The sequence below is a fragment of the Streptacidiphilus sp. MAP5-3 genome (assembly GCF_041262505.1).
In the GTDB taxonomy this organism is placed as follows: Bacteria; Actinomycetota; Actinomycetes; order Streptomycetales; family Streptomycetaceae; genus Streptacidiphilus.
This window is the reverse complement of sequence record NZ_JBGCCL010000004.1, coordinates 116958-139079: the sequence shown is the minus strand read 5'-3', so window position 1 is coordinate 139079 and position 22122 is coordinate 116958. Positions and strand designations below refer to the sequence as shown.

At 73.2% G+C, this 22122-nt stretch carries 20 protein-coding genes; 12 read left to right on the top strand and 8 right to left on the bottom strand.

What is annotated here, in order from left to right; translation table 11 throughout:
• Positions 1–8: 8 nt before the first annotated feature.
• Positions 9–5150: a hypothetical protein gene (locus ABH928_RS09180; protein WP_370064062.1), complete on the bottom strand. Its 5142-nt coding sequence runs from the start codon at positions 5148–5150 to the stop codon at positions 9–11.
• A gap of 337 nt (positions 5151–5487) precedes the next feature.
• Here ABH928_RS09180 and ABH928_RS09175 point away from each other — a divergent pair, with 337 nt between their 5' ends.
• Genes ABH928_RS09175 through ABH928_RS09160 form a run of 4 tightly spaced genes read left to right on the top strand, consistent with a single transcriptional unit; the run spans position 5488 to position 8234 of the window.
• Positions 5488–7080 carry a phage tail sheath family protein gene (locus ABH928_RS09175; protein WP_370064060.1) on the top strand — a complete coding sequence of 531 codons (1593 nt, stop codon included), beginning with the start codon at positions 5488–5490 and terminating at the stop codon, positions 7078–7080.
• A gap of 58 nt (positions 7081–7138) precedes the next feature.
• Positions 7139–7582, top strand: coding sequence for a phage tail protein (locus ABH928_RS09170; protein WP_370064058.1), 444 nt, complete (start codon positions 7139–7141; stop codon positions 7580–7582).
• On the top strand, positions 7582–8079 hold the full coding sequence (locus ABH928_RS09165; protein ID WP_370064056.1) for a hypothetical protein: 498 nt from the start codon (positions 7582–7584) through the stop codon (positions 8077–8079). The genes ABH928_RS09170 and ABH928_RS09165 overlap by 1 nt, the downstream gene beginning before the upstream one ends.
• Positions 8076–8234 (top strand): DUF6760 family protein, encoded by a 159-nt coding sequence (locus ABH928_RS09160; RefSeq protein ID WP_196194982.1) that lies wholly within the window; start codon positions 8076–8078, stop codon positions 8232–8234. The genes ABH928_RS09165 and ABH928_RS09160 overlap by 4 nt, the downstream gene beginning before the upstream one ends.
• A gap of 578 nt (positions 8235–8812) precedes the next feature.
• Here the strand turns inward: ABH928_RS09160 and ABH928_RS09155 are convergent.
• From ABH928_RS09155 to ABH928_RS09140, 4 genes are all read right to left on the bottom strand, one after another.
• The gene (locus ABH928_RS09155; protein ID WP_370064053.1) at positions 8813–9094 is read right to left on the bottom strand and encodes a hypothetical protein; all 282 of its coding nucleotides are present in this window, start codon (positions 9092–9094) and stop codon (positions 8813–8815) included.
• A 516-nt stretch (positions 9095–9610) separates the two neighbouring features.
• The gene (locus tag ABH928_RS09150; RefSeq protein WP_370064051.1) at positions 9611–9901 is read right to left on the bottom strand and encodes a hypothetical protein; all 291 of its coding nucleotides are present in this window, start codon (positions 9899–9901) and stop codon (positions 9611–9613) included.
• A gap of 183 nt (positions 9902–10084) precedes the next feature.
• Positions 10085–10459, bottom strand: coding sequence for a hypothetical protein (locus ABH928_RS09145; RefSeq protein ID WP_370064049.1), 375 nt, complete (start codon positions 10457–10459; stop codon positions 10085–10087).
• Between the two features lie 246 nt (positions 10460–10705).
• Positions 10706–10942, bottom strand: coding sequence for a hypothetical protein (locus ABH928_RS09140; protein WP_370064047.1), 237 nt, complete (start codon positions 10940–10942; stop codon positions 10706–10708).
• A 76-nt stretch (positions 10943–11018) separates the two neighbouring features.
• On the opposite strand from ABH928_RS09140, the gene ABH928_RS09135 reads away from it, so the two are divergent.
• The 8 genes from ABH928_RS09135 to ABH928_RS09100 all read left to right on the top strand — a co-directional run bounded on the left by ABH928_RS09135 (position 11019) and on the right by ABH928_RS09100 (position 19092).
• Positions 11019–11624 (top strand): hypothetical protein, encoded by a 606-nt coding sequence (locus tag ABH928_RS09135; RefSeq protein WP_370064045.1) that lies wholly within the window; start codon positions 11019–11021, stop codon positions 11622–11624.
• Positions 11625–11702: 78 nt separating this feature from the next.
• Complete coding sequence (locus ABH928_RS09130) at positions 11703–12140, top strand: phage tail protein (protein ID WP_370064043.1); 438 nt, start codon at positions 11703–11705, stop codon at positions 12138–12140.
• Positions 12141–12860 (top strand): LysM peptidoglycan-binding domain-containing protein, encoded by a 720-nt coding sequence (locus ABH928_RS09125; protein ID WP_370064041.1) that lies wholly within the window; start codon positions 12141–12143, stop codon positions 12858–12860.
• Positions 12860–14737 carry a VgrG-related protein gene (locus ABH928_RS09120; RefSeq protein WP_370064039.1) on the top strand — a complete coding sequence of 626 codons (1878 nt, stop codon included), beginning with the start codon at positions 12860–12862 and terminating at the stop codon, positions 14735–14737. Before ABH928_RS09125 ends, ABH928_RS09120 begins: the two co-directional genes overlap by 1 nt.
• Positions 14738–14768: 31 nt before the next feature.
• Complete coding sequence (locus tag ABH928_RS09115; protein ID WP_370064037.1) at positions 14769–15224, top strand: GPW/gp25 family protein; 456 nt, start codon at positions 14769–14771, stop codon at positions 15222–15224.
• Positions 15224–17197, top strand: coding sequence for a putative baseplate assembly protein (locus ABH928_RS09110; RefSeq protein WP_370064035.1), 1974 nt, complete (start codon positions 15224–15226; stop codon positions 17195–17197). Before ABH928_RS09115 ends, ABH928_RS09110 begins: the two co-directional genes overlap by 1 nt.
• Positions 17194–17742 carry a phage tail protein gene (locus tag ABH928_RS09105; protein ID WP_370064033.1) on the top strand — a complete coding sequence of 183 codons (549 nt, stop codon included), beginning with the start codon at positions 17194–17196 and terminating at the stop codon, positions 17740–17742. The genes ABH928_RS09110 and ABH928_RS09105 overlap by 4 nt, the downstream gene beginning before the upstream one ends.
• Before the next feature lie 3 nt (positions 17743–17745).
• Positions 17746–19092, top strand: coding sequence for a zinc ribbon domain-containing protein (locus ABH928_RS09100; protein WP_370064031.1), 1347 nt, complete (start codon positions 17746–17748; stop codon positions 19090–19092).
• Here the strand turns inward: ABH928_RS09100 and ABH928_RS09095 are convergent.
• The 3 genes from ABH928_RS09095 to ABH928_RS09085 form a co-directional block, all read right to left on the bottom strand.
• Positions 18998–20275: an alpha/beta hydrolase gene (locus ABH928_RS09095; RefSeq protein WP_370064028.1), complete on the bottom strand. Its 1278-nt coding sequence runs from the start codon at positions 20273–20275 to the stop codon at positions 18998–19000. The two genes, ABH928_RS09100 and ABH928_RS09095, sit on opposite strands and share 95 nt — an antisense overlap.
• A gap of 88 nt (positions 20276–20363) precedes the next feature.
• Positions 20364–21695, bottom strand: coding sequence for an RNA polymerase sigma factor (locus tag ABH928_RS09090; protein ID WP_370064026.1), 1332 nt, complete (start codon positions 21693–21695; stop codon positions 20364–20366).
• The gene (locus ABH928_RS09085; protein ID WP_370064024.1) at positions 21695–22114 is read right to left on the bottom strand and encodes a YciI family protein; all 420 of its coding nucleotides are present in this window, start codon (positions 22112–22114) and stop codon (positions 21695–21697) included. The genes ABH928_RS09090 and ABH928_RS09085 overlap by 1 nt, the downstream gene beginning before the upstream one ends.
• Positions 22115–22122 lie beyond the last annotated feature (8 nt).

Here is a 22122-nt window from a genome sequence, read left to right as displayed (position 1 = left end):
GGCCGGGCTCAGGCGTCCTCGTTCGCCGCCGGGGCCGCCGGTGCCGCGGGGGCGAAGACGCCGTGCGGGTCGGTGATTCCCCCGGCGCCCTGTACGGCCAACAGCTTCAGGGCCTCGGGTTCGGGCAGTCGGACGACGACGGGCGTGGTGAGCGTGAGGTCGCGCACGGCGGTGTGCGCCTGACTGGAGCGGATCCGCGCGGTGTGACGGTGGGCGACGCGGACGGCGATCCGGAACTGCACGTCGAACTGGACCAGCACGGGCGCGTACTTGGGCTTGTGCAGCGGCATCGAGCCGGAGGCGTTCGCGGCCGTGTCCAGGCCTCCGCCTGCGAACGCGGCTGAGCCCGTCACCTCGTTGAGCCGGAACTCGTTGTCGTTCAGCAGCCCCAGGCCCCCGCCCCCACGCACCGCCCGGCGGTGATCCGCGGCCGCCTGGCTGTCGACGGCGGACGGCCGCATCCCGTCCAGGGCGCTCTGGGCGACCGCCTCGAAGGCCATGACCTCCGCCTTCTTGTCTCCCTTGCCCAGGATCTTCCCCTCCCGCAGCCGGGCGTGCAGTGCACAGCTCAGGTCCTGCCCCTCAAGTCCCGGGGCGTGGTTGACCGGCAGGTTGACGCCCGCGTGGGCGAGCAGCGGCAGGGCCGAGATCAGCCACTCGGTGGAGACCGCCTCCCGCTGGACGTAGCCGGCCGCGCTGCCCGCCCTGCCGACACCGAACTGTTCGCTCCCTCCGGCCGCACCGATCGCCTCGCCGATGGCGTCGCGCAGTTGCTCGGCCCCCCGGAACCCGTTGACCTGCGCCTCCAGGGGCAGCCGCGCCCCGGTGGAGCGCCAGGCCGCCAGCTGGCGCTCGTCGGCGCCGCCGGTGTCGCGCCGCAGGGCATGCCCCGGCGCGCCGTGCCGGACGGGCGCCAGCCGGTCGAGGGCCGCCAGGTCGAACTGGAGGATGCGGTGGACCAGCTGACCGGCCAACGGCACGGCGGCCACCCGGCCCGAGGGCGCGTGCAGTTCGAGGGTGGCCTGGATCGGCACCCGCATCCGGACCGAGGGAGCGGACCCCTCGGCGACCGTCTTGACGCCGAGTTGCGCGCGGCCCACGGTGGCTCGCCGGTTTCCGCTGGTCGTGGTGGCTCCCGTGGATCCGGCACCGGCGGCGCTCCTGACGTTGCCGCCGTGCGGTTTGCCGGCGCCCGCGAAGGCGAAGTCCGCACCCCAGGCGGTGCTCCGGTCGGCGGCGTCCGCGTTCTGGGCGACCGCCGAGGTGATGTACTCCATGGTCCGGTTGTCGCCGGCGACGTCGAGGGGGGTGCCCGGTCCGGTGCGCTGGACGCGGAACAGGGCTCGGTACGGGGTGCGGCGGCCGCGGAAGAGCTCGACGGGCACGCCGCCGTCCATGGCGCCGGCGAGCAGGCCCGTCGAGCCGTCCCGGTCCAGTACGCGCAGCAGCCGCTGGATGTTGTCGTTGCCGTCGGAGAGCTGGTGCTGCGGGAAGAGCTCGTCGGCGAGGCCCGGGTCCTGGCGGTGCACCCGCTCGCGCAGCCGCCCCAGTAGCGGGACGAAGTCGGGCAGTTCCTCGATCATGCCGAAGCCCAGTGGTAGCTCCTGGCGCAGCCGGGGGAGCGCGGCGACCGGGTCCACAGCGGGCGTCGCGGCGGCAGGGGCGGCCTCAGCGGCTGCTGCGGCCGCCGGGGCAGGCGGCTCGTACGGGTCGTGCAGGCCGGCAGCCCGCAGCTGCTCCTTGGTGAGCCAGACGGCGGCGGCACCGGGGAGGGTGCGCTCGCCCGCCGCCACCGAGGGGCCGCCGAGGCCGGAGGTGGCCTCGGCGGCCATCAGCACCGACAGGTCGCACTGGACCAGGTAGTGCTCGGTGCCCTTCGCGGTGTGGGCGTTGCGCTCGACCGTGCCGGCCAGGGTGAGGCCGTGGGAGCTGCCGTGGGCCGAGGAGCGCCCGCCGCCCACCGACTCACCCATCCGCCAGCTGGCGCCGTTCTCCATCCCGGTGACGTTGCCCCGGATGCCCCAGGTGACGCCGCCACCCTGCTGACCGGCTACCTGGTGCCCGCCGAGAACCAGGTTCTCCGTACCCGGCCCCTTGGCCTTGTGGACGACCCTCGGTGACGTGAGGGCGAAGCGGGTGCCGACCGCGCCGTTGAGCGCGGCCAGCCGCCGGGGATAGTGCAGGTTCTTCACCACCCAGCTGGAGCTGACGCCCTGCCGTAGGGCGGCGGTGACGGCCTGCGGGCTGAAGCGGTCCTCGATCGCGGAGCGCGGCGCCAGGCCCTCCGCCCCCAGCGCGCGGTCCTCCCGGCCCTGCCGGTTGCGGCCGGCGGCCTCACCGAGCAGTTGGAGGGCCAGCTCCCGGATCTGCTCCCCGCCGCCCAGGGTCTCCACGAAGACCCAGTCCCGGACGGCCCGCCCGCCGCCGGGCCACCCGGCGGCGGACAGCTCGTTGATGCCGGCGACCGGCACGGCACGGTCGCGCCGCGCGAGCCGCAGCCCGGTGCCGAAGTCCAGCTGCCGCTTCTGGTCGGCGTCCAGGGTGAACCCGGTGGGGGTGGTCAGCCGGACGTCCTGGTCGGTCAGGCGCAGCGCCTCGTGGTCGGAGAGCCCTCCGACGGAGGAGGCGATCTGCTCGACCTCGGGCTCGTCGCGGCCCGGGGAGCCGGGGGTGACGGCCCGTCCGGCGGTGCGTTGGCGGTTCGTCATGGTGACGTCCAGTCCGAACGTCAGCCTGGCGGCGAAGGCGCTGGTCTTCTTGTCGCCGTTGTTGAGCGAGTCGGTACGGGTGGTCGGACCGGCCTGGTTGCGCCGGGTGCTCTGCAGCACCCCGTCGCCGGTGACCGAGAAGGAGAGTGCGCCGGGGAGGATGCGGAGCTGGAAGAGCCCGCGCAGCCCGGCCGAGCGGGAGCTGGCCCGGCCGCTCTGGGCGCTGCTGGTGACGCCTGCGCTGCTGCGTACCAGCCAGTTGTCGGTGTCACCCAGGTAGTTGATCCCGGTGAGCGCGCCGACCACGCGGATCTGCACGTCGTGCGAGTGGAGCGCGGTCTTGCGGCGCAGCCGGACCCGGACGCCGCTGGAGAGCAACTGGTCCTTGTTGGCCCGCAGGTTGGTCTCGGAGAGCACGGTCAGCAGCTCCCGGTGGTTGGCCCGCTGTCGCTCGGCCTCCTCGGTGCCGGGCTCCTTCCGCCGCGCCGCCCCGCCCCCGTCGGCCCCGCCCCCGTTCGCCCCGAAGTCCGGCAGGTAGCCGGCCAGTCGGGGGTCGGTGGCGAAGAGCCGTTCCACGCCGGCGAGCAGTGGCCCGGTGTCCAGCTGACTGAGGGCCGTGCTCGATCCCATGGCCCCGAACGGCAGGTGCCGTTCGACCTCCCGCTCGCCGTCCGGGCCCATCTCCCGGGGGCGTTCGAACATCTGCTTGGCCGTCACCCCGGCGGGCAGTGGCAGGCCGAGCGCGGCGGCCTCGTCGGCCCGCAGGCTCAGCAGCACGTCGATGTCGTGCGAGGCGGTGCGGGCCGCGCCGGATCTGCGCTGCGCGGGGCTGAGCGAGCCGGTGCCCTGCACGGTGAGCCGCACCGTCGTGCGGTAGAGCGCCTTCTCGCCCTGCACCTCGGCACCCTGACGGGTGTTCACCGTCTGATCGGTGGAGGTGAGGCGCAGCGACCTGGCATCCACCACGGGCAGCAGTCCGATGCGGGCCCGGGGCCCCGTGCCGAGGGTGCCGGCGCCGAACGCCGGTCCCACGCCCAGGGTGCCGCCGAAGCCGGTACCGGCGGTGCTGGTCGTGCCGTGCTGGGCGACCTGGTGGGTGCGCAGCTGGGTCTTGCCGGAGCTCCAGGCGGGGGCCATGGCGGTGATCTCGCCGCGCATCCGGTAGGAACCCCTGGCCCGGCCGCCCCTGTCGGTCAGGTCCTCGCCGGAGATCCAGCCGCTGAGCAGCCGAGGCAGGTCCTCCAAGACGCTGGTGGCGTGGGTGGCTTCGAGGAGGCGGGCGCGGCCGGGGGCGCCGGGGGCCGTCAGGGAGGGGTGCAGGACGGAGCCGACGGTGTCGAAGAGGCCGCGGCCGCCCGCGTGGGTGGCGCCGGTGTCGGTGACGGCCAGCGGGGCCATGGAGTCGGCGAGCCGCACCCCCCGCGCCGCCGCCGGGTCCACCCGGGTCAGCGCCGTCGGGGCGGCGGTGCCCACCGGGACGAGGTGCTCGAACGGGAGCCGCATGGTCAGTGTGCCGCCGCGCCAGCGGGTCACCGGCGCCGCGCCGGTGACCCCGTCGATGCGCTGGACGCGCAGCTCGTAGCGGATCTGCCGCTGGACCTCCACCGATCCGCCGTCGCTGCGCAGCACCCGGGGTTCGGCCGCGGTCCTGGTGGTGCGGGTCTCCGCGGCGGAGCCGGCGCTGGCGCCGACCGTGAACGCGACACCGGCGTGCAGACCGGGCACCGGCGTGGGTGCTAGCCCCGTGCCCGAGACGGTGCCGCCGTACTGCGAGGTGCCCGCTGTGGTGCTGCTCACCGTGCCCTGCGTGTTGTGCTGGGCGTCCATCTTGGTCTTGTCGCCGGCGGCCACCGCTCCGGTCTTCGGGGAGCCCAGGGGCGGGAAGAGCGGGCGCCGATCGGCCGGGGCGCGGGAGATCCGCAAGGTGACGTCGAACCGGCCCCTGCCGCCCTTGACGGTGAAGGTGCGTCCGCGACCGTAGAAGGTCTCCGGACGCCCGGCGAGGTCCCCGGTGATCGCGGCGATGTCTTCGCTGCCACCGACCAGTTCGCGCATCTGGTCGCCCAGGCCCTGGTGCCCCGCCAGCGCGTAGGCGGTGGAGAGTCCCGCCGCCTGAAGGTTGAGCAGGTACGGGGGCAGGGTCAGCGCGGGCGCGGCGGCGTCCTGCGTCGCCGGAGCCGGGACGGCCGGAGCCGGGACGGCGTCCTGCGGAGCCGGAGCCGGAGCCGGAGCCGGAGCCGCGGCGGCGGCCCCGCGGCCCAGGCGGACGCGGGCCGCGGCCGCGTTGCCGGCTAACTGCTGAAGTTCCAGCATCGCCCGCTGTTCGCCCGTCGGCTCGGCGGTGGGCCGCAGAGCGCGGGCGGGGCGCTGCAGGGCGGCGTCGTCCGTCCGGCCGCTCGACCGGCCGCCCGCTGCGGTCTCCTGCCCCGGCGTACGCATCATGTGGGCACCTCTGCCATGAGTCGGTCTGCCATGAGCCGGCCTGAGGGGCTCACCCGCCGGACGGCGTCGTCGGATCGCCGGGAGCGTAACCAAACGACCCGGCGCGGAAACCGGCATATCGGGCGTGCGCCAACATGGCATGCGCCGATAACCTCTGCGCCACCGGCCCGCAGTCCGGGAGTCGCCGCAGCCGCCGACCGCTGCCGGGAGCTGCCCGTTGATGCATCGACCAGGGCATCAGCGGTGCCCTGGGGCAGGCCCCTGGAGGCGTTTCCGGAACGCCCACCAGCAAGGAGAGTTGGCGTAGTCCTGTCTTGTACTGCGAGGAGCGCTCAGCATGCCGTCGTACCTGTCGCCAGGCGTCTACGTGGAGGAGGTCGCCAGCGGCTCGCGCCCCATCGAGGGAGTGGGCACGTCGGTGGCCGCGTTCGTCGGTCTTGCGCCGAACGGCCCTGTCAACGAGCCGACGTTGGTGACCAACTGGTCGCAGTACGTCGCTTCCTTCGGTGAGTTCACCGACGGCTACTACCTGGCACACGCGGTCTACGGGTTCTTCAACAACGGCGGCAGCGCCGCCTACGTGGTGCGCGTCGGTGGCGTGGCCGGCGGCGTCTCGGGTGCGGCTGCCGCTGCCCCGGCCGCCCTCGCCGGTGGCACCGCCCGCGCCGCACTGCTGCCCGGTGAGGCCAAGGAGCTCGGCACCTTCAAGGTCTCCGCCATCGCCGCCGGCCAGGGCGGCCTCACGGTCGAGGTCGCCGACGCCGAGGGCGACGGTCCTGCCGACCGCTTCCGCCTGGTGGTCAAGGACGGCGAGAAGTTCGTCGAGACCTTCGACGTGTCGGCGAAGAAGGGTGGCCGCAACTACGTCGTCACCCAGGTCAAGGAACGCTCCAAGCTGATCTCCGTGGCGGAGGCCGCCCCTGCCGGGCAGCTGGCCCGTCCGGAGAACCAGACCGTCGCGCTGCCCGCGCCGTCCGCCGCCCCGGCGTCGGTTCCGGTCCCGGTGGACGAGGGCGAGCAGGTCGGCGTCCGCGAGTACGTGGGCGACTCGGCCGACCGCACCGGCTTCGGCGGCCTGGAGGCCGTGGACGAGATCTCCATGGTCTCCGTCCCCGACCTGATGGCCGCCTACCAGCGCGGCGCGATCGACCTGGAGTCCGTCAAGGCCGTCCAGCTCGCGCTGATCGCGCACTGCGAGCTGATGGGCGACCGGCTGGCGATCATCGACCCGCCGCCCGGCCTGAACGCGCGTCAGATCCTGGTCTGGCGCCAGGAGACGGCTGGCTACGACTCCAAGTACGCCGCCCTGTACTACCCCTGGGTCAAGGTCTTCGACCCGGCCAGCGCGCAGACCCGGATGATCCCGCCGAGCGGTCACGTGGCCGGCATCTGGGCCCGCAACGACGCCGAGCGCGGCGTCCACAAGGCCCCCGCCAACGAGGTCGTGCGCGGCGCGGTGGACCTGGAGATGCAGATCACCCGCGGCGAGCAGGACCTGCTCAACCCGCACGGCATCAACTGCATCCGGGCCTTCCCCGGCCGTGGCATCCGTATCTGGGGTGCGCGCACCCTCTCCTCGGACCCGGCGTGGCGCTACCTGAACGTCCGCCGGTACTTCAACTACCTTGAGGAGTCCATCCTCACCGGTACCCAGTGGGTGGTCTTCGAGCCGAACGACCAGGCCCTGTGGGCCCGGATCCGGCGCAACATCTCCGCCTTCCTGGTCACCGAGTGGCGCAGCGGCGCCCTGTTCGGCGCCACGCCGGACGACGCCTACTACGTCAAGTGCGACGCGGAGACCAACCCGGCGGAGTCCGTGGACCTCGGCCGGGTCATCTGCGAGATCGGCGTCTCCCCGGTGAAGCCGGCCGAGTTCGTGATCTTCCGGCTGGCGCAGTTCTCCAGCGGTGCAGGTGAGTTGGAGGAGTAGCCTCCTCTCCCCTTTCGCGAGCCACGACCAGTTCGAGCAGAAGTAAGGAACACCAGGCATGAGCCTTCAGCCCGGCGATTCGCTCACATCGCACAACTTCGGCCTCCAGATCGACGGCGTCATGGTCGAGTACCTGCAGGAGGTCAACGGCCTGGACATGAACCAGGACGTCATCGAGTTCCAGCAGGTCTCGGCCAACGGCCAGCCCGTCACCAAGAAGCTGCCCGGCATCAAGCGCGCGGGCGAGGCGACGGTCGTGCGCGGCATGACCCAGTCCACGGCCTTCAACGACTGGATCAACGCCTCCGTCCGCGGCGACATGGGCTCTGCCCGCAAGAACGCCAGCATCATCGTCATGGACTACATGAACAACCCGGTGAAGCGCTACCACCTGCGCAACGCCTGGTGCAGCAAGGTGTCGGCGAGCACGGTCAAGGCCGGCGAGGCGTCCGCGCTGACCGAGACCGTCACCATCACCTACGAAGAAATGATCATGGAGTAATGCGCCGCAGCTCCGCCACCAGGTCCGGCGGCCCTGCCGTCGCCGGACCCGATGCCGCCGAGTCCGCCGGTTCCGCTTTCGCGGTGCCGGCGGCCCCGGCCGCCGAACCCGCGCCCGTGCGGCGGCAGTTGCGCACGGAGTTCACCTTCGAGCTGCCGCGTGGCTACGTGGACGAGCAGGGCAACGTCCACCGCGAGGGCGTGATGCGCCTGGCGACCGCCAGGGACGAGCTCATCCCGCTGCGCGACGTGCGGGTCCAGGACAACCCCGCGTACCTGTCCGTCGTGCTGCTCGCCCGGGTGATCACCCGGCTGGGCACCGTCGCGCACATCCACGACGGCGTGGTGGAGAACATGTTCGCCTCCGACCTCGCCTTCCTCCAGGACTTCTACCGCCAGATCAACGCGGAGGGCCACACCCGGGCCGGGGTGACCTGCCCGCACTGCGAGCAGCCCTTCGAGGTGGAGCTCGGCGGGAGCCGCCTGGGGGAATCGTGACGTACGCGACCGAACGCATTGACGAAGAGATCGCGTACATCGCCTACCACTTCCATTGGAGCCTGGAGGACATCCTGGACCTCGAACACCGCGACCGTCGCCGGTACGCCGAGCAGATCGCCTCGCTCGTCACCCGCGCCGCGGCGGAACGGTAACGGGGGCGGAGCTCAGCCATGGGATTCCTAGACCGATTCCGGGGCGCGGCGCCGACTGCGGGTGCGGAGCCTGCGGGTACGGAGCCGACTGCGGTTCCGGCCCAGTCGACGCCCGCGTCCGCGCCGGAGGCTGCTGCCGCGCCGCGTGGGTGGGCGGCGCTGCCGCCGATCCAGCGCGCCAGCGCCGGGCCGTCGCAGCCGGCGGTGGCCGCGTCCGACTTCTCGCGGTCGCTGGCCACCTGGCAGAACCCCACCTTCATGGGGACGCTCTCGCACGCCGTCCTCGACGGTGCACCTACCGGCGTGGTCCGGGATGTGCTGACGCCGGTCGGGACCGGCTCGGGGGGCGGGCGTGAGTCGTTGGGCGCGCCCGCACTCGAACTGCCGGTGGCCTCGGCCGATCCGGTCGATCCCGTTGGCGGGTCGGTGGGTGAGGCAGGGGGCGGTGCTGCTCTGGGCCTCACCGTCCAGCGCGTCGTCTCCGCCGCTCGCCCGACCGGCCCGCGCGTCGCCCCGGCACGCCCGAGTCCGGCGCCTGCCACTCGTGCGGTTCCGCTGACCCGCGCCACCCCGCCCGTTCAGCGGCGGGTGCTTCCGGCGACGGCTCCTGCGCCCAGGCCCGTACCGGCTGCGGTGCCGGCCCGTGCTGCTGCTCGGACTTCCGCTCCGGCGGCTGCGCCTGTCCCGGTTGCGCCCTCGGAGCCGCCTGCCGCCGACTCGGACCCGGTACCGCTCCAGTCGACGCGGCCGACCTCGACGCACTCGGTGCCGGAGCGGCCAGTTTCGGAGCGGCCGGTGTCGGTTCGGCCCGAGTCGTCGCAACTGCCGACGGCGACGGCCGCTCCGATCCAGCGGGTCACGCGCCCGGCTGCTGATGTCCGGGCGTCGACTTCGCCATCGCCGTCATCTCCCTTGCCGTCCGCTGCGGCCCCTGTCGCTGCTCCTCTCACGGCTCCCGTCCAGCGTGCGACGGCGCGGCCGACGAGCGAGACGCCCGGCGGTGCGGCGGTCCCAACTCCTCCTGCGGCGTCGTCCGATGCGCCTGCGCGCTCAGCGGCGCCAACCGCGCCTGGCACTCCGAGCCGGCGTGCGACGGCCCCAGGATCGGACCGTCCTACGATGGCGTCCTCCCCGGCTGCTTCCGCTGCGCCGGTTCAGCGTTCGGCGGCTGCTTCCTCGCCGCGTCCCGCGTCGCCCGGCGCGCCGCCGCGCACCGGCGCGACCGACGCGACGACGACCGCGCCTGTTGCTCCGATCCAGCGCGCGACGACGCCGAGTGCTGACGCAGCGTCAGCTTCGGTGTCGATCTCCGATGCTGTGCTTCCGGTCGCATCGAAGAAGCAGGCCCCGACGCCGGAGCCAGCTCCGACCCCGGTTCAGCGGGCCATGGAGCGTTCGGCGTCCTCGCCTGCGACTGCCGCGCCCGCCGCGCCCGCCGCGCCTGTGCAGCGGAGCGTCGGCGAGGCGCTGCGTCCCGATCCGAAGAGTGACGTTCCGGCCCCGCCGATGCGGCAAGAGGCGGGGAAGTCCGCGCCCGCGCCCTCGGCGTCGAATGCCGCCTCGCAGCCCGCCGGCGCGCCCGGTCCTGCCCCCGTACAGCGCTCAACGGCCGGGCCCTCGCGGCCGGTTGGTGGGGCGGCCAGGCCTTCGGCTCCTCTCGGTGCCACGCCTGTGCCCACGCAGGATCTGCCGGTCCAGCGACGCGTCAGTGGTCCCGCGGAGGTGCCTACTCCGCCGACCCCGGCTTCGAGCCTGGCTCCGGCTTCGACACCGACTTCGACTTTGGCTTCTGGCCCAGCCTCCGTGCAGCGCCGGGAAGCGGGGCTGGGGGAGCCCAGCCGACGTGAGGTTCAGGCGTCCGAAGGCCGTGCGACGTCCGCGTCTGACGCCACATCAGCGTCCGTGCAGCGGCGGCGTTCACTGCTCGGCGCGCCGATGACCGCGCCGCCCACGAGTACGACCCCCCTGACCGGCGGGCCGGTGCAACGGTCGACGGCGGTGAAGCCGACGAGCGGGGCGGGAGCTCCGGTTCCGGCCGCGCCGAGCAGGGCCGCGGCTGTTGCCCCGGCGTCGTCCCCGGTCGCGGCTGCCGGGCGGGCGGCATCGCAGACGTCTCCGGTGCAGCGGTCGATAGCTGATGCTCCATCAACGCTTTCGACTCCGATCACCACCGCGACCCCGACCGCGACGACCCCAACCCCGACCGTGCCGTCGGCGGATGCCACCCCGCGGGCCGTGGCCGTGCAGCGGTTGAGCGAAGGCAACGCCGTGGGCGGTCCTGCCTCTGCGCCCACTGTCCCGTTGGCGACCCCCTCCGGGGTGGCCACGGCCGACGCGTCGCCTGCGGTGACTCCCGACGTCCCGCGCGTGGCGCCCGTCCAGCGGTTGGCACAGGCGGTGGCGAGGGCTTCGGATGGCGGAGCGCTGCCGGTGCAGCGGCTGGCGATGGGCGGGCGAGCAGGCGCCGCCGCTCAACTGCCGATGCCCGCCAATGAGTCGACGGCAGAGGCTGTCGCCCCGGCTGCCACGCCATCTGCCGTCCGGCCGTTGACCCCGGCGCGTGCCGTAGAGCGGAGGTCGGACGTGCCCGGATCCGTCGCCGTGCAGCGGCTGAACGCGTCGAAGGCAGTGCCGCTGCGCAGCGAGCCGGAGCCGGAGTCGACGTCGAGGACAACGCCGGTGACGTCGGCGCGGAGTACGGAAGCCATCGCCGTACAACCTGCCGCTGTCCGCCGCCCCACCGCTCCGCAGCGACTGCACAGCGCGGCAGCCCCTGCGTCGAACGTGGTTCAGCGCGCAGCAGCAGCCCCCGCACCCGCGGTCCACACCCCGGCAGCCCACGTCGCGTCGCCCGCGCTGTCCAGGCCCGCGCCCGTCCGCCCGGTGTCGCTCGCGTCGCCCGTCACCGCTCCGCCGGTGCCGCAGTCCGTGTCGCGTGCACCGCAGTCCGCGCCGTCCGGACCGCCCGCGCCGTCCGGACCGCCCGCACCGCCCGCACCGTCCGCGCCGCTGCCCGTGCAGCGGACGCCGCAGGGGCCTCCGGCCCGGTCAGCGAACAACGCGCTGCTCTCGCTGATCTCCCCGCCCCGGACCGCCGCGCCGCGGGTCTCTCCCGTCACGGCCAAGGCCGACACGGCGTCCGGTTCCCGCACCAAGCGCGATCCGGCCCTGCCGCAGTCGTACACCGCGCCGCCCACCGTCGACCTCCCGCCCCCGTACACCTCGATCGATCCCCAGCAGATCACCGAGGCGTTCGATCCCCGTATGCTCAAGGAGAGCCAGGTGGACGAGTTGACGCACCGTCTGATCGGCCCGCTGACACGGCTGTTGCGCATGGAGTTGAGGTTCGACCGGGAGCGCTCCGGCCGACTCCGCGACAACCGCCGCTAGCCACAGAGCTCCCAGAGTCGCTGACAGACAGAGCCGCTGACCGCACCACCCGATCCGCCCGCAGGAAGGCAGCATTCGATGCCCCAGGAACAAGACCCAGGCTCAACCATCTTCTTCCACCTCACCATCGACGGTGAGAGCCTGGGCACCTTCAACACCTGCGAGGGCCTGGCCTCCTCGGTGGAGATCCACCAGCACCAGGAAGGCGGCAACAACGGCTTCGTCTGGCAGCTGCCGTCACGGGTGACGTTCTCCAACATCACGCTGACCCGTCCGCTGACGCCCGACACGTCCAAGGTCGCGGCCTGGATCAGCTCGATCACCACCGGCATCCAGCGGCCGACGGCGCAGATCGCCGCGCTGCGGGCGGACGGTTCGCTGGTCGCCCGGTGGGGCCTGATCGACGTGCTGCCGGTGAACTGGCGCGGGCCGTCGCTGAACCCGGAGAGCCCGGCGGTGGCCACCGAGATGCTGGAGATCACCCACCACGGCTTCACGGATGCGGGGGCGGCGTAGATGGCGGGCACCGGAGGAGCAGGCAAGAGCCTGGTCCGGGCGACGATCGCGATACACGAGCCGCCTCTCGGCGGCGGCACCTCGCCCGGCGGGGTGATCAGCAACTTCAGCTTCGACTTCAACCCTTCGCAGCTGCAGATCAGCCGCCGGGCCACCTGGAAGTCCACCACCACGCCCGGCCACCACGACGGCCCGGTCCCCGAGTACATGGGGCCGGATCCGCGCGAGCTGTCGGTCGAGATCTTCCTGGACCGTTCGCAGACCCCGGACAGCACCGACGTGCGCAAGAACGTCGAGTCGCTCTTCTCCTGCTGCGAGACGACGGCGTCCAGCATCGCGGCCAACAAGCCGTCCACGCCGTGGGTGATCTTCCAGTGGGGGGCCTTCTCCACGGCCCGCTTCAACGCGTACGTCACCTCGGTCGACGCGACCTACACCCTGTTCAGCACCACCGGGGTGCCGATCCGCGCCACCTGCCGGCTGCAGCTGCGCGAGGTGCCGGGGCAGACGCCGGGTCAGAACCCCACCTCCGGCGCGCTCACCGCCCGGCGGGTGCACCGGGTGGTCGCCGGCGACTCGCTGCAGTCCCTGGCCTGGCGCGAGTACGGGGACGCCACCGCCTGGCGGGCCATCGCCGAGGCCAACGGCATCGACGACCCCGCCCAGCTGAGCCCCGGCGCCGCGCTGATGCTGCCCGCTGCGGAAGAGGTGGGCCGCTGATGCCCGAGTTCAGTTACTCCAACGTCCTCCACGTCGAGATCGGCGGCACCAAGCTGACCGACGCCGTGGCCCGCCATCTGGTCGCGGGTTGGATCGACTTCGCCGCCGGGGTGCCCGGCGCGTTCGAGCTGACCTTCCGCGACCACGAGCGGCTGGTGCTGAGCCAGACCGGCGCCAAGCTGGGCAGCAAGGTGGTGCTGGCGCCGGTCTCCGACGGCCAGGGCGCCGCGTCGCCGCTGCTCACCGGCGAGATCACCGCCATGGAGAGCGACTACGACAACACCGGCAGCTTCACCGTGATCCGCGGCTACGACCTCGGCCACCGGATGCTGCGGCAGCGCCGGGTGCAGGCGTACCGCAACATGACCGCCTCCGACATCGCCCGGCGGCTCTGCGCCAAGGACAGCGTGCCGGTCGGCAGCATCCACGCCACCACCACGGTCTACGACTTCATCACCCAGGCCAACGTCACCGACTGGGACTTCCTCAGCCGCCTGGCGGACGAGAACGACATGGTGATGTCGCTCAGCGCGCGCGGCACCTTCCAGTTCGTCAAGCGGGAGTCCGCCGCCGGTGCTCCCTCCCCGAACAGCGACACCAGCCCGCTGACCCTCAAGGCGTTCAAGGACATCCTGCGCTGCCGGGCCGCCGTGACCTCCGCCGACCAGGTCTCCGAGGCCGTGGCCCGGGGCTGGGACGTGACGGCGAAGAAGGACCTGGTCAGCCAGGAGCCCGCGGTCGACAACCCGGCCATCGTCATCGGCACCACCCCGGCCGCCGCCGTCGCCGCCTTCGGCGAGGCCACGCGCGTCGAGACCGACATCCCGTTCGACACCCAGGCGGAGGTGAAGAACGCCGCAGGCTCGCTGGCCGACGACATCACCGCCTCCTTCGCCGAGCTGGAGGTGACCGTCCGGGGCAACCCCAAGCTACGGCCGGGCGTTCCCATCGCGCTCGGTGCGGTGGGGGAGCCCTTCGAGGGCAAGTACACCGTGACCGGCGCCCGCCACAGCTTCGGCGACAGCCGCCACTACGAGGTCCAACTGACCGTCAGCGGCCGCCAGTGGCGGTCCCTCTACGGTCTCGCCTCGGGCGGCAGCGGCGGCGCGCCCCGGCTGCCCGGCGTGGCCAACGCGGTGGTCACCGACATCAAGGACCCGCTCAAGCAGGGCCGGGTCAAGCTGCGTTTCCCCTGGCTGGACGACACCTACGTCAGCGACTGGACCCGCAGCATGCAGTTCGGCGGCGTGAACGGCGGCGGGCTGATCGGCTTCGACGTCGAGGACGAGGTGCTGGTCGCCTTCGACCGCGGCGCGCTGGACCACCCCTACGTCATCGGCGGCCTCTACAACGGCAAGGACCAGCCCGGCCGGAACGACGTCCAGCCCTACGACGGCACCAGCGGCAAGAGCGTCCGGCGCACCCTGGCCGACCGCAGCGGCAACCGGCTCGACCTGCTCGACCAGCGCCTCGGTACCAAGCGCGGCGTGCGGCTGAAGACCGGCGACGACCAGCTGACGATCAACCTGGACCGCACCCAGACCGAGATCACCGTCGACAGCACGGGCAGCGTCAGCATCAAGGGCGGCACCTCGGTCTCCGTCAAGGCGGGCGCGAGCCTGTCGCTGGAGGCGGGCGCCGACCTGACGGTCAAGGCGGGGGGCGTGGTCAGCATCGAGTCGATGGGCGCGGTCAGCGTCCGGGGCACGGCGGTCGCGGTGAACGCGCTCGGCGCACTGGAGTTGAACGCGATCGGCGCGGCCGTGCTTGCCGGTGAGGCGTCGCTGGCGCTCACCTCGCCGCTGAACGTGGACATCGCCGGCGTCAACGTCGCCATGGTCGGCGTGGTCACCGCCAACGGATTGCCGGTGGTCTGATGGCGAACAGGACCTGGGGACAGGCGATCTGATGGCAGAACAGTTTGTCGGCAGCGGTTGGGCGTTCCCGATGCGGATCAGCCCCACCGGTGGCATCGCCCTGGTCAGCGGGGAACGCGAGATCGAGGAGGCGATGCGGCTGGTCCTGGCCACCGCGCCGGGGGAGCGGCCGATGCGGCCCGAATTCGGCTGCGCCATCCACGACATGGTCTTCGCCCCCGTCAACGAGGCCACCGCGGGCCGGATCCAGCACGAGGTCTTCGTCACGCTGGACCGCTGGGAGCCGCGCATCGAGGTCGAGGACGTCGAGGTGACCGCCGGGGACGACCAGGCGGTGCTCTACATCGACGTCCGCTACTCGATCCGCGGCACCAACAACCCGCGCAGCCTGGTCTTCCCCTTCTACGTCATCCCCGACCACGACGAACCGGCCGGCGACTCCCCGGAACCGCGCACGCCGCGCCCGTCCACCGAAAGCGACCGCTGATGGCACTGCCCTCTCCCAACCTCGACGACCGCCGCTTCCAGCAGTTCGTCGACGACGCCAAGCGCTACATCCAGCAGCGCGCCCCGGAGTGGACCGACCACAACGTGTCCGATCCCGGCGTCACCCTCGTCGAGACGGTCGCCCACATGGCGGACCAGATCGTCTACCGGCTCAACCGCGTGCCGGAGAAGAACCACCTGGCCTTCCTCGACCTGATCGGCATCACCCTTTTCCCGCCCTCAGCGGCGCGCGCCCAGGTCACCTTCTGGCTCTCCGCGCCGCTGGACGAGCCGGTGCGACTGCCGATCGGCACCGAGACCGCCACCGCCCGCACCGAGAGCGAGGAGGCGGTGGTCTTCGCCACCGAGCGCGAACTCACCGTCGTCCCCTGCGCCTTGGCGTACCTGGTGGTGCAGCAGCAGGGCGAGCCGACCCTCGACCGCACCTCGGACCTGGCTGAGCACAAGGACGTGATGTGCTTCACCGAGTCGCCCCGGCCCGGCGACAGCATGATGATCGGGCTCAGCAACGCCGTCCCGCACTGCGCGGTGGCGCTCACCCTGGACAGCCGCGTCGACGGTGTCGGCGTCGACCCCCGGCAGCCCCCGCTGGTCTGGGAGGCCTGGACGGAGGACGGCTGGACCGAGTGCGAGGTCGACCGCGACGGCACCGGTGGTCTCAACCGCCCCGGCGAGGTCGTGCTGCACATCCCCGGCGGCCATGTGAAGTCCCGGACCGGGCGTCAGGAGGCCGGCTGGATCCGCTGCCGGGTCGTCGAGCCCCAGCCCAACCAGCCCTTCTACACCACCTCGCCGACCGTGCGTCAGGCCGAGGCCTTCACCATCGGCGGGACCACCGGCTCCGTGCACGCCGAGACGGTCCGCGACGAGCAGCTGGGCGAGTCCACCGGCCTGCCCGGACAGCGGCTGCGGCTCGCCCACGCCCCCGTCGTCGGCGACATCCCGCCGCTGCACCTGCAGGTCGGTGACGTCGACGGCTGGGCCGACTGGGAGGCCGTCGCCCACTTCGCCGCCTCCGGCCCCGACGACCGCCACTTCACCCTCGACGCCGCCACCGGCGAGATCGCCTTCGGCACCGCCGTCCGCGAGAGCGACGGCGGCCTGCGCCAGTACGGCGCGGTGCCGCCCAAGGGCGCGGCCATCCGGGCCTGGCGGTACCGCACCGGTGGCGGACGGTCCGGCAACGTCGCGCGCGGCGCGATCCAGGTGCTGCGCAGCTCCGTGCCCTACGTCTCCGAGGTGGTCAACCGCGAGGCCGCCACCGGCGGCGTCGACGGCGAGACGGTCGAGGAGGCCAAGACCCGCGCCCCCATCACGCTGCGCGCCCAGGACCGTGCGGTGACCCTGCGCGACTACGAGGAGCTGGCCCGCCGCGCCGCGCCGGAGACCGCCCGCATCACCTGCCTGGAGGGCGAGCCCGACCAGCACGGCGCCCACGCGGTCCGGGTCCTGGTGGTCCCGCACGCGGTGCCCGACCTCGGCGGTCGGCTCCGCTTCGAGCAACTCGTCCCGGCGGACGCGCTGTTGGAGCGGATCACGCACTACCTGGACGAGCGGCGGCTGATCGGCACCCGGCTGGCCGTCGGCCCGCCCTACTACCAGGGCGTCACCGTCGTCGCCACGCTGCACGCCTTCCGCGGCGCCGACACCGACCGGGTCCGGCGGCAGGTCCACGACGCGCTCTACCGCCACCTCGACCCGCTGGTGGGCGGCGCGCTGGGGACCGGCTGGCCCTTCGGTCGTCCGGTGCAGTCCGGTGAGATCTTCGCCGTGCTGCAGCGGGTGCCCGGCGTGGAACTGGTCGACCAGGTGCTGCTCCACCCGGCCGACCCGCTGACCGGCAAGCGCGGCGACGCCACCGACCGGATCGACCTCGAGGCGCCGTCCCTGGTCTTCTCCTTCGACCACCGGGTTCGCGTCATCGGCGGCATGGGTGCGGGAGAGCAGTCGTGAGAGGTTCCGTCGACGGGCTCGGCTCCTCCGCGCCGCTCGGCGCGATGCTGCCCGCCGTCTTCGCCGAGGACGAGCTGGCGCAGCGCTTCGTCGCGGGGCTCGACGAGGTGCTGGCCCCGCTGCACAACGTCCTCGACTGCCTGGAGGCCTACTTCAGCCCCGCGTTGGCCCCGGAGGACTTCGTCCGCTGGCTGGCCGAGTGGGTCGGCGCAGAGGTCGACGGCACCGAGGAGGAGGCGCTGCTGCGCGCGGCCGTCGCCGCCGCCGCGCGCCTGCACCGCATCCGCGGCACCCGCCGCGGCCTCGCCGAGGCGGTACGCCTCGCGTTCGGCCGGGAGCCGGTGATCACCGAGAGCGGCGGAGCGGAGTGGAGCGCCCGCCCGCTCGGCCCCGTCCCCGGTGAGCGCCGCCCCCGGCTGCACGTCACCCTGGCGCTGCCCAGCCCCACCCCGATCGACCAGCACCGGCTGGAGGCCCTGGTCTCCGCCGCGCGCCCCGCACACATGCCTTACACGGTCCAGGTGACCGCGCTGGAAAGGAACTGACAGGTGACCAGCCAGAACGCCGACGCGGCCGGGAACGGGCCGCAGGCCTGCCCCGAGTGCGGCACTCCGCCCACCCCGGGCCAGTCCTTCTGCGACGGCTGCGGCGCCGTCCTCACCTGGACGTCGAGCAGTTCGTCGCGGAGCAGTAGCAGTAGCAGTAGCCGCAGTAACAGCAGCAGCAAGGGCAGTGACGCCGCGTCCGGTGCGAGCGCGGCACCTGCCGCGGCGGCCGAGGTGCCTGCGAAGCCCGACGGCACCGCCTCGGCTCCGGCCGAAGCTGCCCCCGACCGCTCTGGTGACGTACTGTCATCTGCCGCCGGGGCTAGGGTTCCTGCGGCGCGCGAGGCGTCCCCCGACGAGACGCCGACCGAGCCCCTGCCGCCCGCGACTGCTGCCGCACCGGCAGCCGCCCCGTCCACCGAGTCCGCCGCATCCGACGGCGAGGACGCGGCGACCGCGCGGGCCCGCGCGCTGCTGGTGCCCGTGGCCGACGCGCAGCAGCAGGAGGTCGCACCGTCCATCGCCCCGGTGCTGCCGGGACGCCCGGTCGCCGCGCGGCCGACCGCGCAGGCCCCGGGGGCCGAACTCGGCGACGAGGGCGGCGTGCCGTGTCCCTGGTGCGGCACCGCCAACCGGCCGGACCGGCACTTCTGCCGCCGCTGCGCCATGACGATGGAGGGGCGTCCGGAGGACCCGCCCAAGCTCGCCTGGTGGCGCCGCCTGCCGGGTTTCGGCCCGCGCCGCAACCCGTGGGCCGGGGAACGCCCGCGCCTGCGGAGCAACTGGAGCCAGGTCATCCGCTGGGTGGTCGCGGCGGCCGTGGTCGCCGCCGTCATCACGCTCGCGGTCAACGGCGGCTCGATGGCGCAGGCGGTCGGCGACCACTTCGCCTCGCGTTCCCTCATCCCGCCGGACACGTCGAAGATCAGCGCGTCCAACTCCTACCCGCAGCACGGGCCGGAGTTGGCGTTCGACGAGCACAACAACACCTGGTGGGGCCCCGGTTTCACGGGTGACGACGCGGGCCGGTGGATCCAGGCCGGGTTCGACCAGCCGGAGAACCTGCTCGACGTGATCATCTCGCCGGGTGTGTCCACCAACGCGTCCGACCTCGACAGCTCCGCGCTCCCGCAGACCCTGCAGGCGACCGTCACCGACTCGAACGGCAAGGTCCAGACGACCCTGCTGACCCTGAACCCGAACGTCGGCCCGCAGACCCTCCCGCTCCGCTACGACAATGTCGTCTCGGTGCGCTTCACCATCGAGTCGGCCTACAACGCCTCTCCCACCAAGCAGGTCGCGATCGCCGAGATCGAGTTCTTCGGCCGCTCGCACGGCGGCGGCTCGTAAGCACTTCTCCAGGCGGTATGCAGGGCACGGGACTTGTGGAAGTCCCGTGCCCTTGTACTTTGCTGATGGAACGCCAGAAACTGGCGGTCGTCACCGGCCGTAGCCACGGACGGACCGGCAGCGTGCCGACCGCTTTCAGCGGCGACCGCTGCGCGCCGGGGAGCAGACGGGCCATCAGCCACGGCCACAGGGCCGGTGCGAGGAGCGGGAACCGCTCCGGCGCGCAGTGGGTCGCACCCCGGAGGGCCCAGACCGTGGTGTCCGGTCGCCCGGCGAGGCCGGTGAGGTCGCCGAGGGGGATGTACTGGTCGCGCTCGCCGTTGACGGCCAGCAGGGGACTGCCGCCGGGCCGGTCGAGCAGCTCCCGGAGCGAGAACCGGGCGACCAGGTCGGGCACCGCCTCGGGCTCCGCCAGTGCGGTCATGCCGAGGGCGTTGCCGATGATGCCGGCCATGCCGTACGGCAGCTTCAACACGTCGACGGGCTCGTCCGCCGCGCCCGTCGGCGCGCCGATCGCGACGGCCGCGTCGACCTCGCCGAGCAGGGCGAGCCGAGCCGCCCACAGGCCGCTGAAGCTGAACGCCATGATCCCGACCGGGAATCCGTAGCGGGCCCGCAGCGGCGCGATGACCTCGGCGTACACGCGGTCGGAGTCCGGCGCCAGCGGAATGCGCGACTCGCCCGTGCCGGGCATGTCGAGCGTGACCACCAGCAGACCCGTGGCGAGGGCCGTCGTCACCGCGAGCCGGTGCAGGTCCATCTTCCAGGTGTCGGCCCCGCCCGACAGCACCAGGATCCCCGGCCGTGGGGCGACCCGCCGCCGGTAGAGGTGCAGCGGCGTCGGGACGTCGTCGACCTGCCGGTGGAAGCGCACGGGAAACCGGTGCGACGCGGCGAGGTAGCACTCCAACTGCCGCTCGTGGGCCTGGATCCGGGCGGGCGTGGCGAGCGTGGGGAACCTCGCGGCACCCCAGTACAGCGACGCCTGCACCAGCCTCCCGCGTGCCGCGGCGCGCTCGGCCTCGCGTCCCCACACCGGCGTCCAGCCGGTTTCCCCCGTGCCCCACATGTCGTCGATCGCGTCCCGCGCCCGGGCGATCGTGGCTTTCGGAATCCCGCACGCCGCGAACTGGGCGGCCCGCTCGATGACCACCGCCTGCGGGTCGACATCGTAGGTGAACATACCGACAGCATGGGAGTGATCGCCGGTGCCCGGCAAGCGCTTTGAGCTCTGACGCGACGTCAGATCAGATCCTGCCGCAGGTCCGTTCTCACGGCAGCGCGCCCGCCTTACGGAGCAGCACCGCGCGTTCCCGGGTGTTGCCGCAGAGGCGGGCGGCGAGTTCGAGCTCGGCGCGGGCCTCGGTGGTGCGGCCCAGACGGGTCAGCAGTTCGCCGCGGACGGTCGGCAGCAGGTGCAACCCCGCGAGGCGTCCGGAGGCGGCCAGGTCGTCGACCAGGTCGAGCGCCTCCTGCGGGCCCGTCGCCATGGCGACGGCGACGGCCCGGTTGAGCTCCACCATCGGTGACGGCGCGACCCGGCCGAGTGCCTCGTAGAGCAGCACGATCCGGTCCCAGTCCGTCTGCGCCACCGAGGGCGCCGACGCGTGGCAGCCGGCGATGGCGGCCTGCAGCCCGTACGGTCCGAGACGCCGCCCGGCGGCCCGGGCCCGCGCGAGCGCCGCGATCCCGCGGCGGATCGCCGCGCGGTCCCACAGCCGGCGGTCCTGGTCCTCCAGCAGGACCGCCTCCCCGTCCGGCCCGGTGCGCGCGGGGAAGCGCGCGGCGGTCAGCTCGAACAGCGCGAGCTCGCCGTGCACCTCCGGCTCGTCGGGGAGCAGCGCGGCCAGCATGCGGGAGAGCCGGGTGGCCTCCCTGGCCAGATCCGGGCGCAGCAGGGCGTCGCCGCTGGTCGCGGTCGACCCTTCGCTGAAGATGACGTAGAGCACGCTCAGCAACCCGCCGAGCCTTTCCCGCCGTTCCTCGGCGGGAGGCAGTGCGAACGGCACGCCGGCGGCGGCGATGGTCTTCTTCGCCCGGGTGATCCGCGCCTGCACGGTCGGCACCGGCGTAAGGAAGGCCCGCGCGATCTCCTCGCTCGTCAGACCGCCCACGGCGCGGAGCGTCAACGCCACCCGCGCCTCCGGCGAGAGCACCGGGTGACAGGCGATGAACATCAACGCCAGCACGTCGTCGTCGACCCGGTCCGGGTCGAACGGCAGGTCGTCCGGCCGCTCCGGCGGCTGCACCGCGCCCGAACTCGCCTCGCCCTCGGCGAGGGGGTTGGCCAGCAGCGCGTACCGCTCGTCGCGTGCGGAGCGGCGGCGGAAGCTGTCGACGGCACGCCGCCGGGCGGCGGTCAGCAGCCAGCCCACCGGGTTGGCGGGCACGCCGTCGCGGGCCCAGCCGACCAGGGCCTCGGCGACCGCCTCCTGTGCGACGTCCTCGGCCAGCTCGAACTGCCCGGTGTACCGGGCCAGCGCGCCGACGATCCGCGCCGACTCCATCCGCCACACCGCCTCGACGGCCCGCCGCGCTGCCTCCGCGCGGGGCGCCTCCCCGCGCGGCGGGCCGTCGAGCGGGCCGTCCGCAGCTGCGGCCATCAGAGCTGGCCGGTCCGCTCGCGCCAGGCCCGCTCCTTGACGATCCACTCGTTGTCCTGCGGGAACTCGTCGATCGCCGGAACCCGGCGGATCTCGCACCGCGACCCGGCGATGGCCGGCATCCGCCGGGCCCACTCCACCGCCTCCTCCTTCGAGGCCACGTCGATCAGGTAGAAGCCGCCGAACAGCTCCTTCGTCTCCCCGTAGGGACCGTCGGTGACGATCGGCGTCTCGCCGCTGTAGTCGACGACGACGCCCTGGCCCGGATCGTCCAGCCCCTCGGCGGCGAGCAGCACGCCGGCCCGGATCAGCTCCTCGTTGAAGCGGCCCACGGTCTCCAGCATCTGCTCGAACGGCGTCTCCATCATCTTCGCGAGGGACTCGTCGGTGTTGCGCATGATCAGCATGTACTTCGCCATTCCGGCCT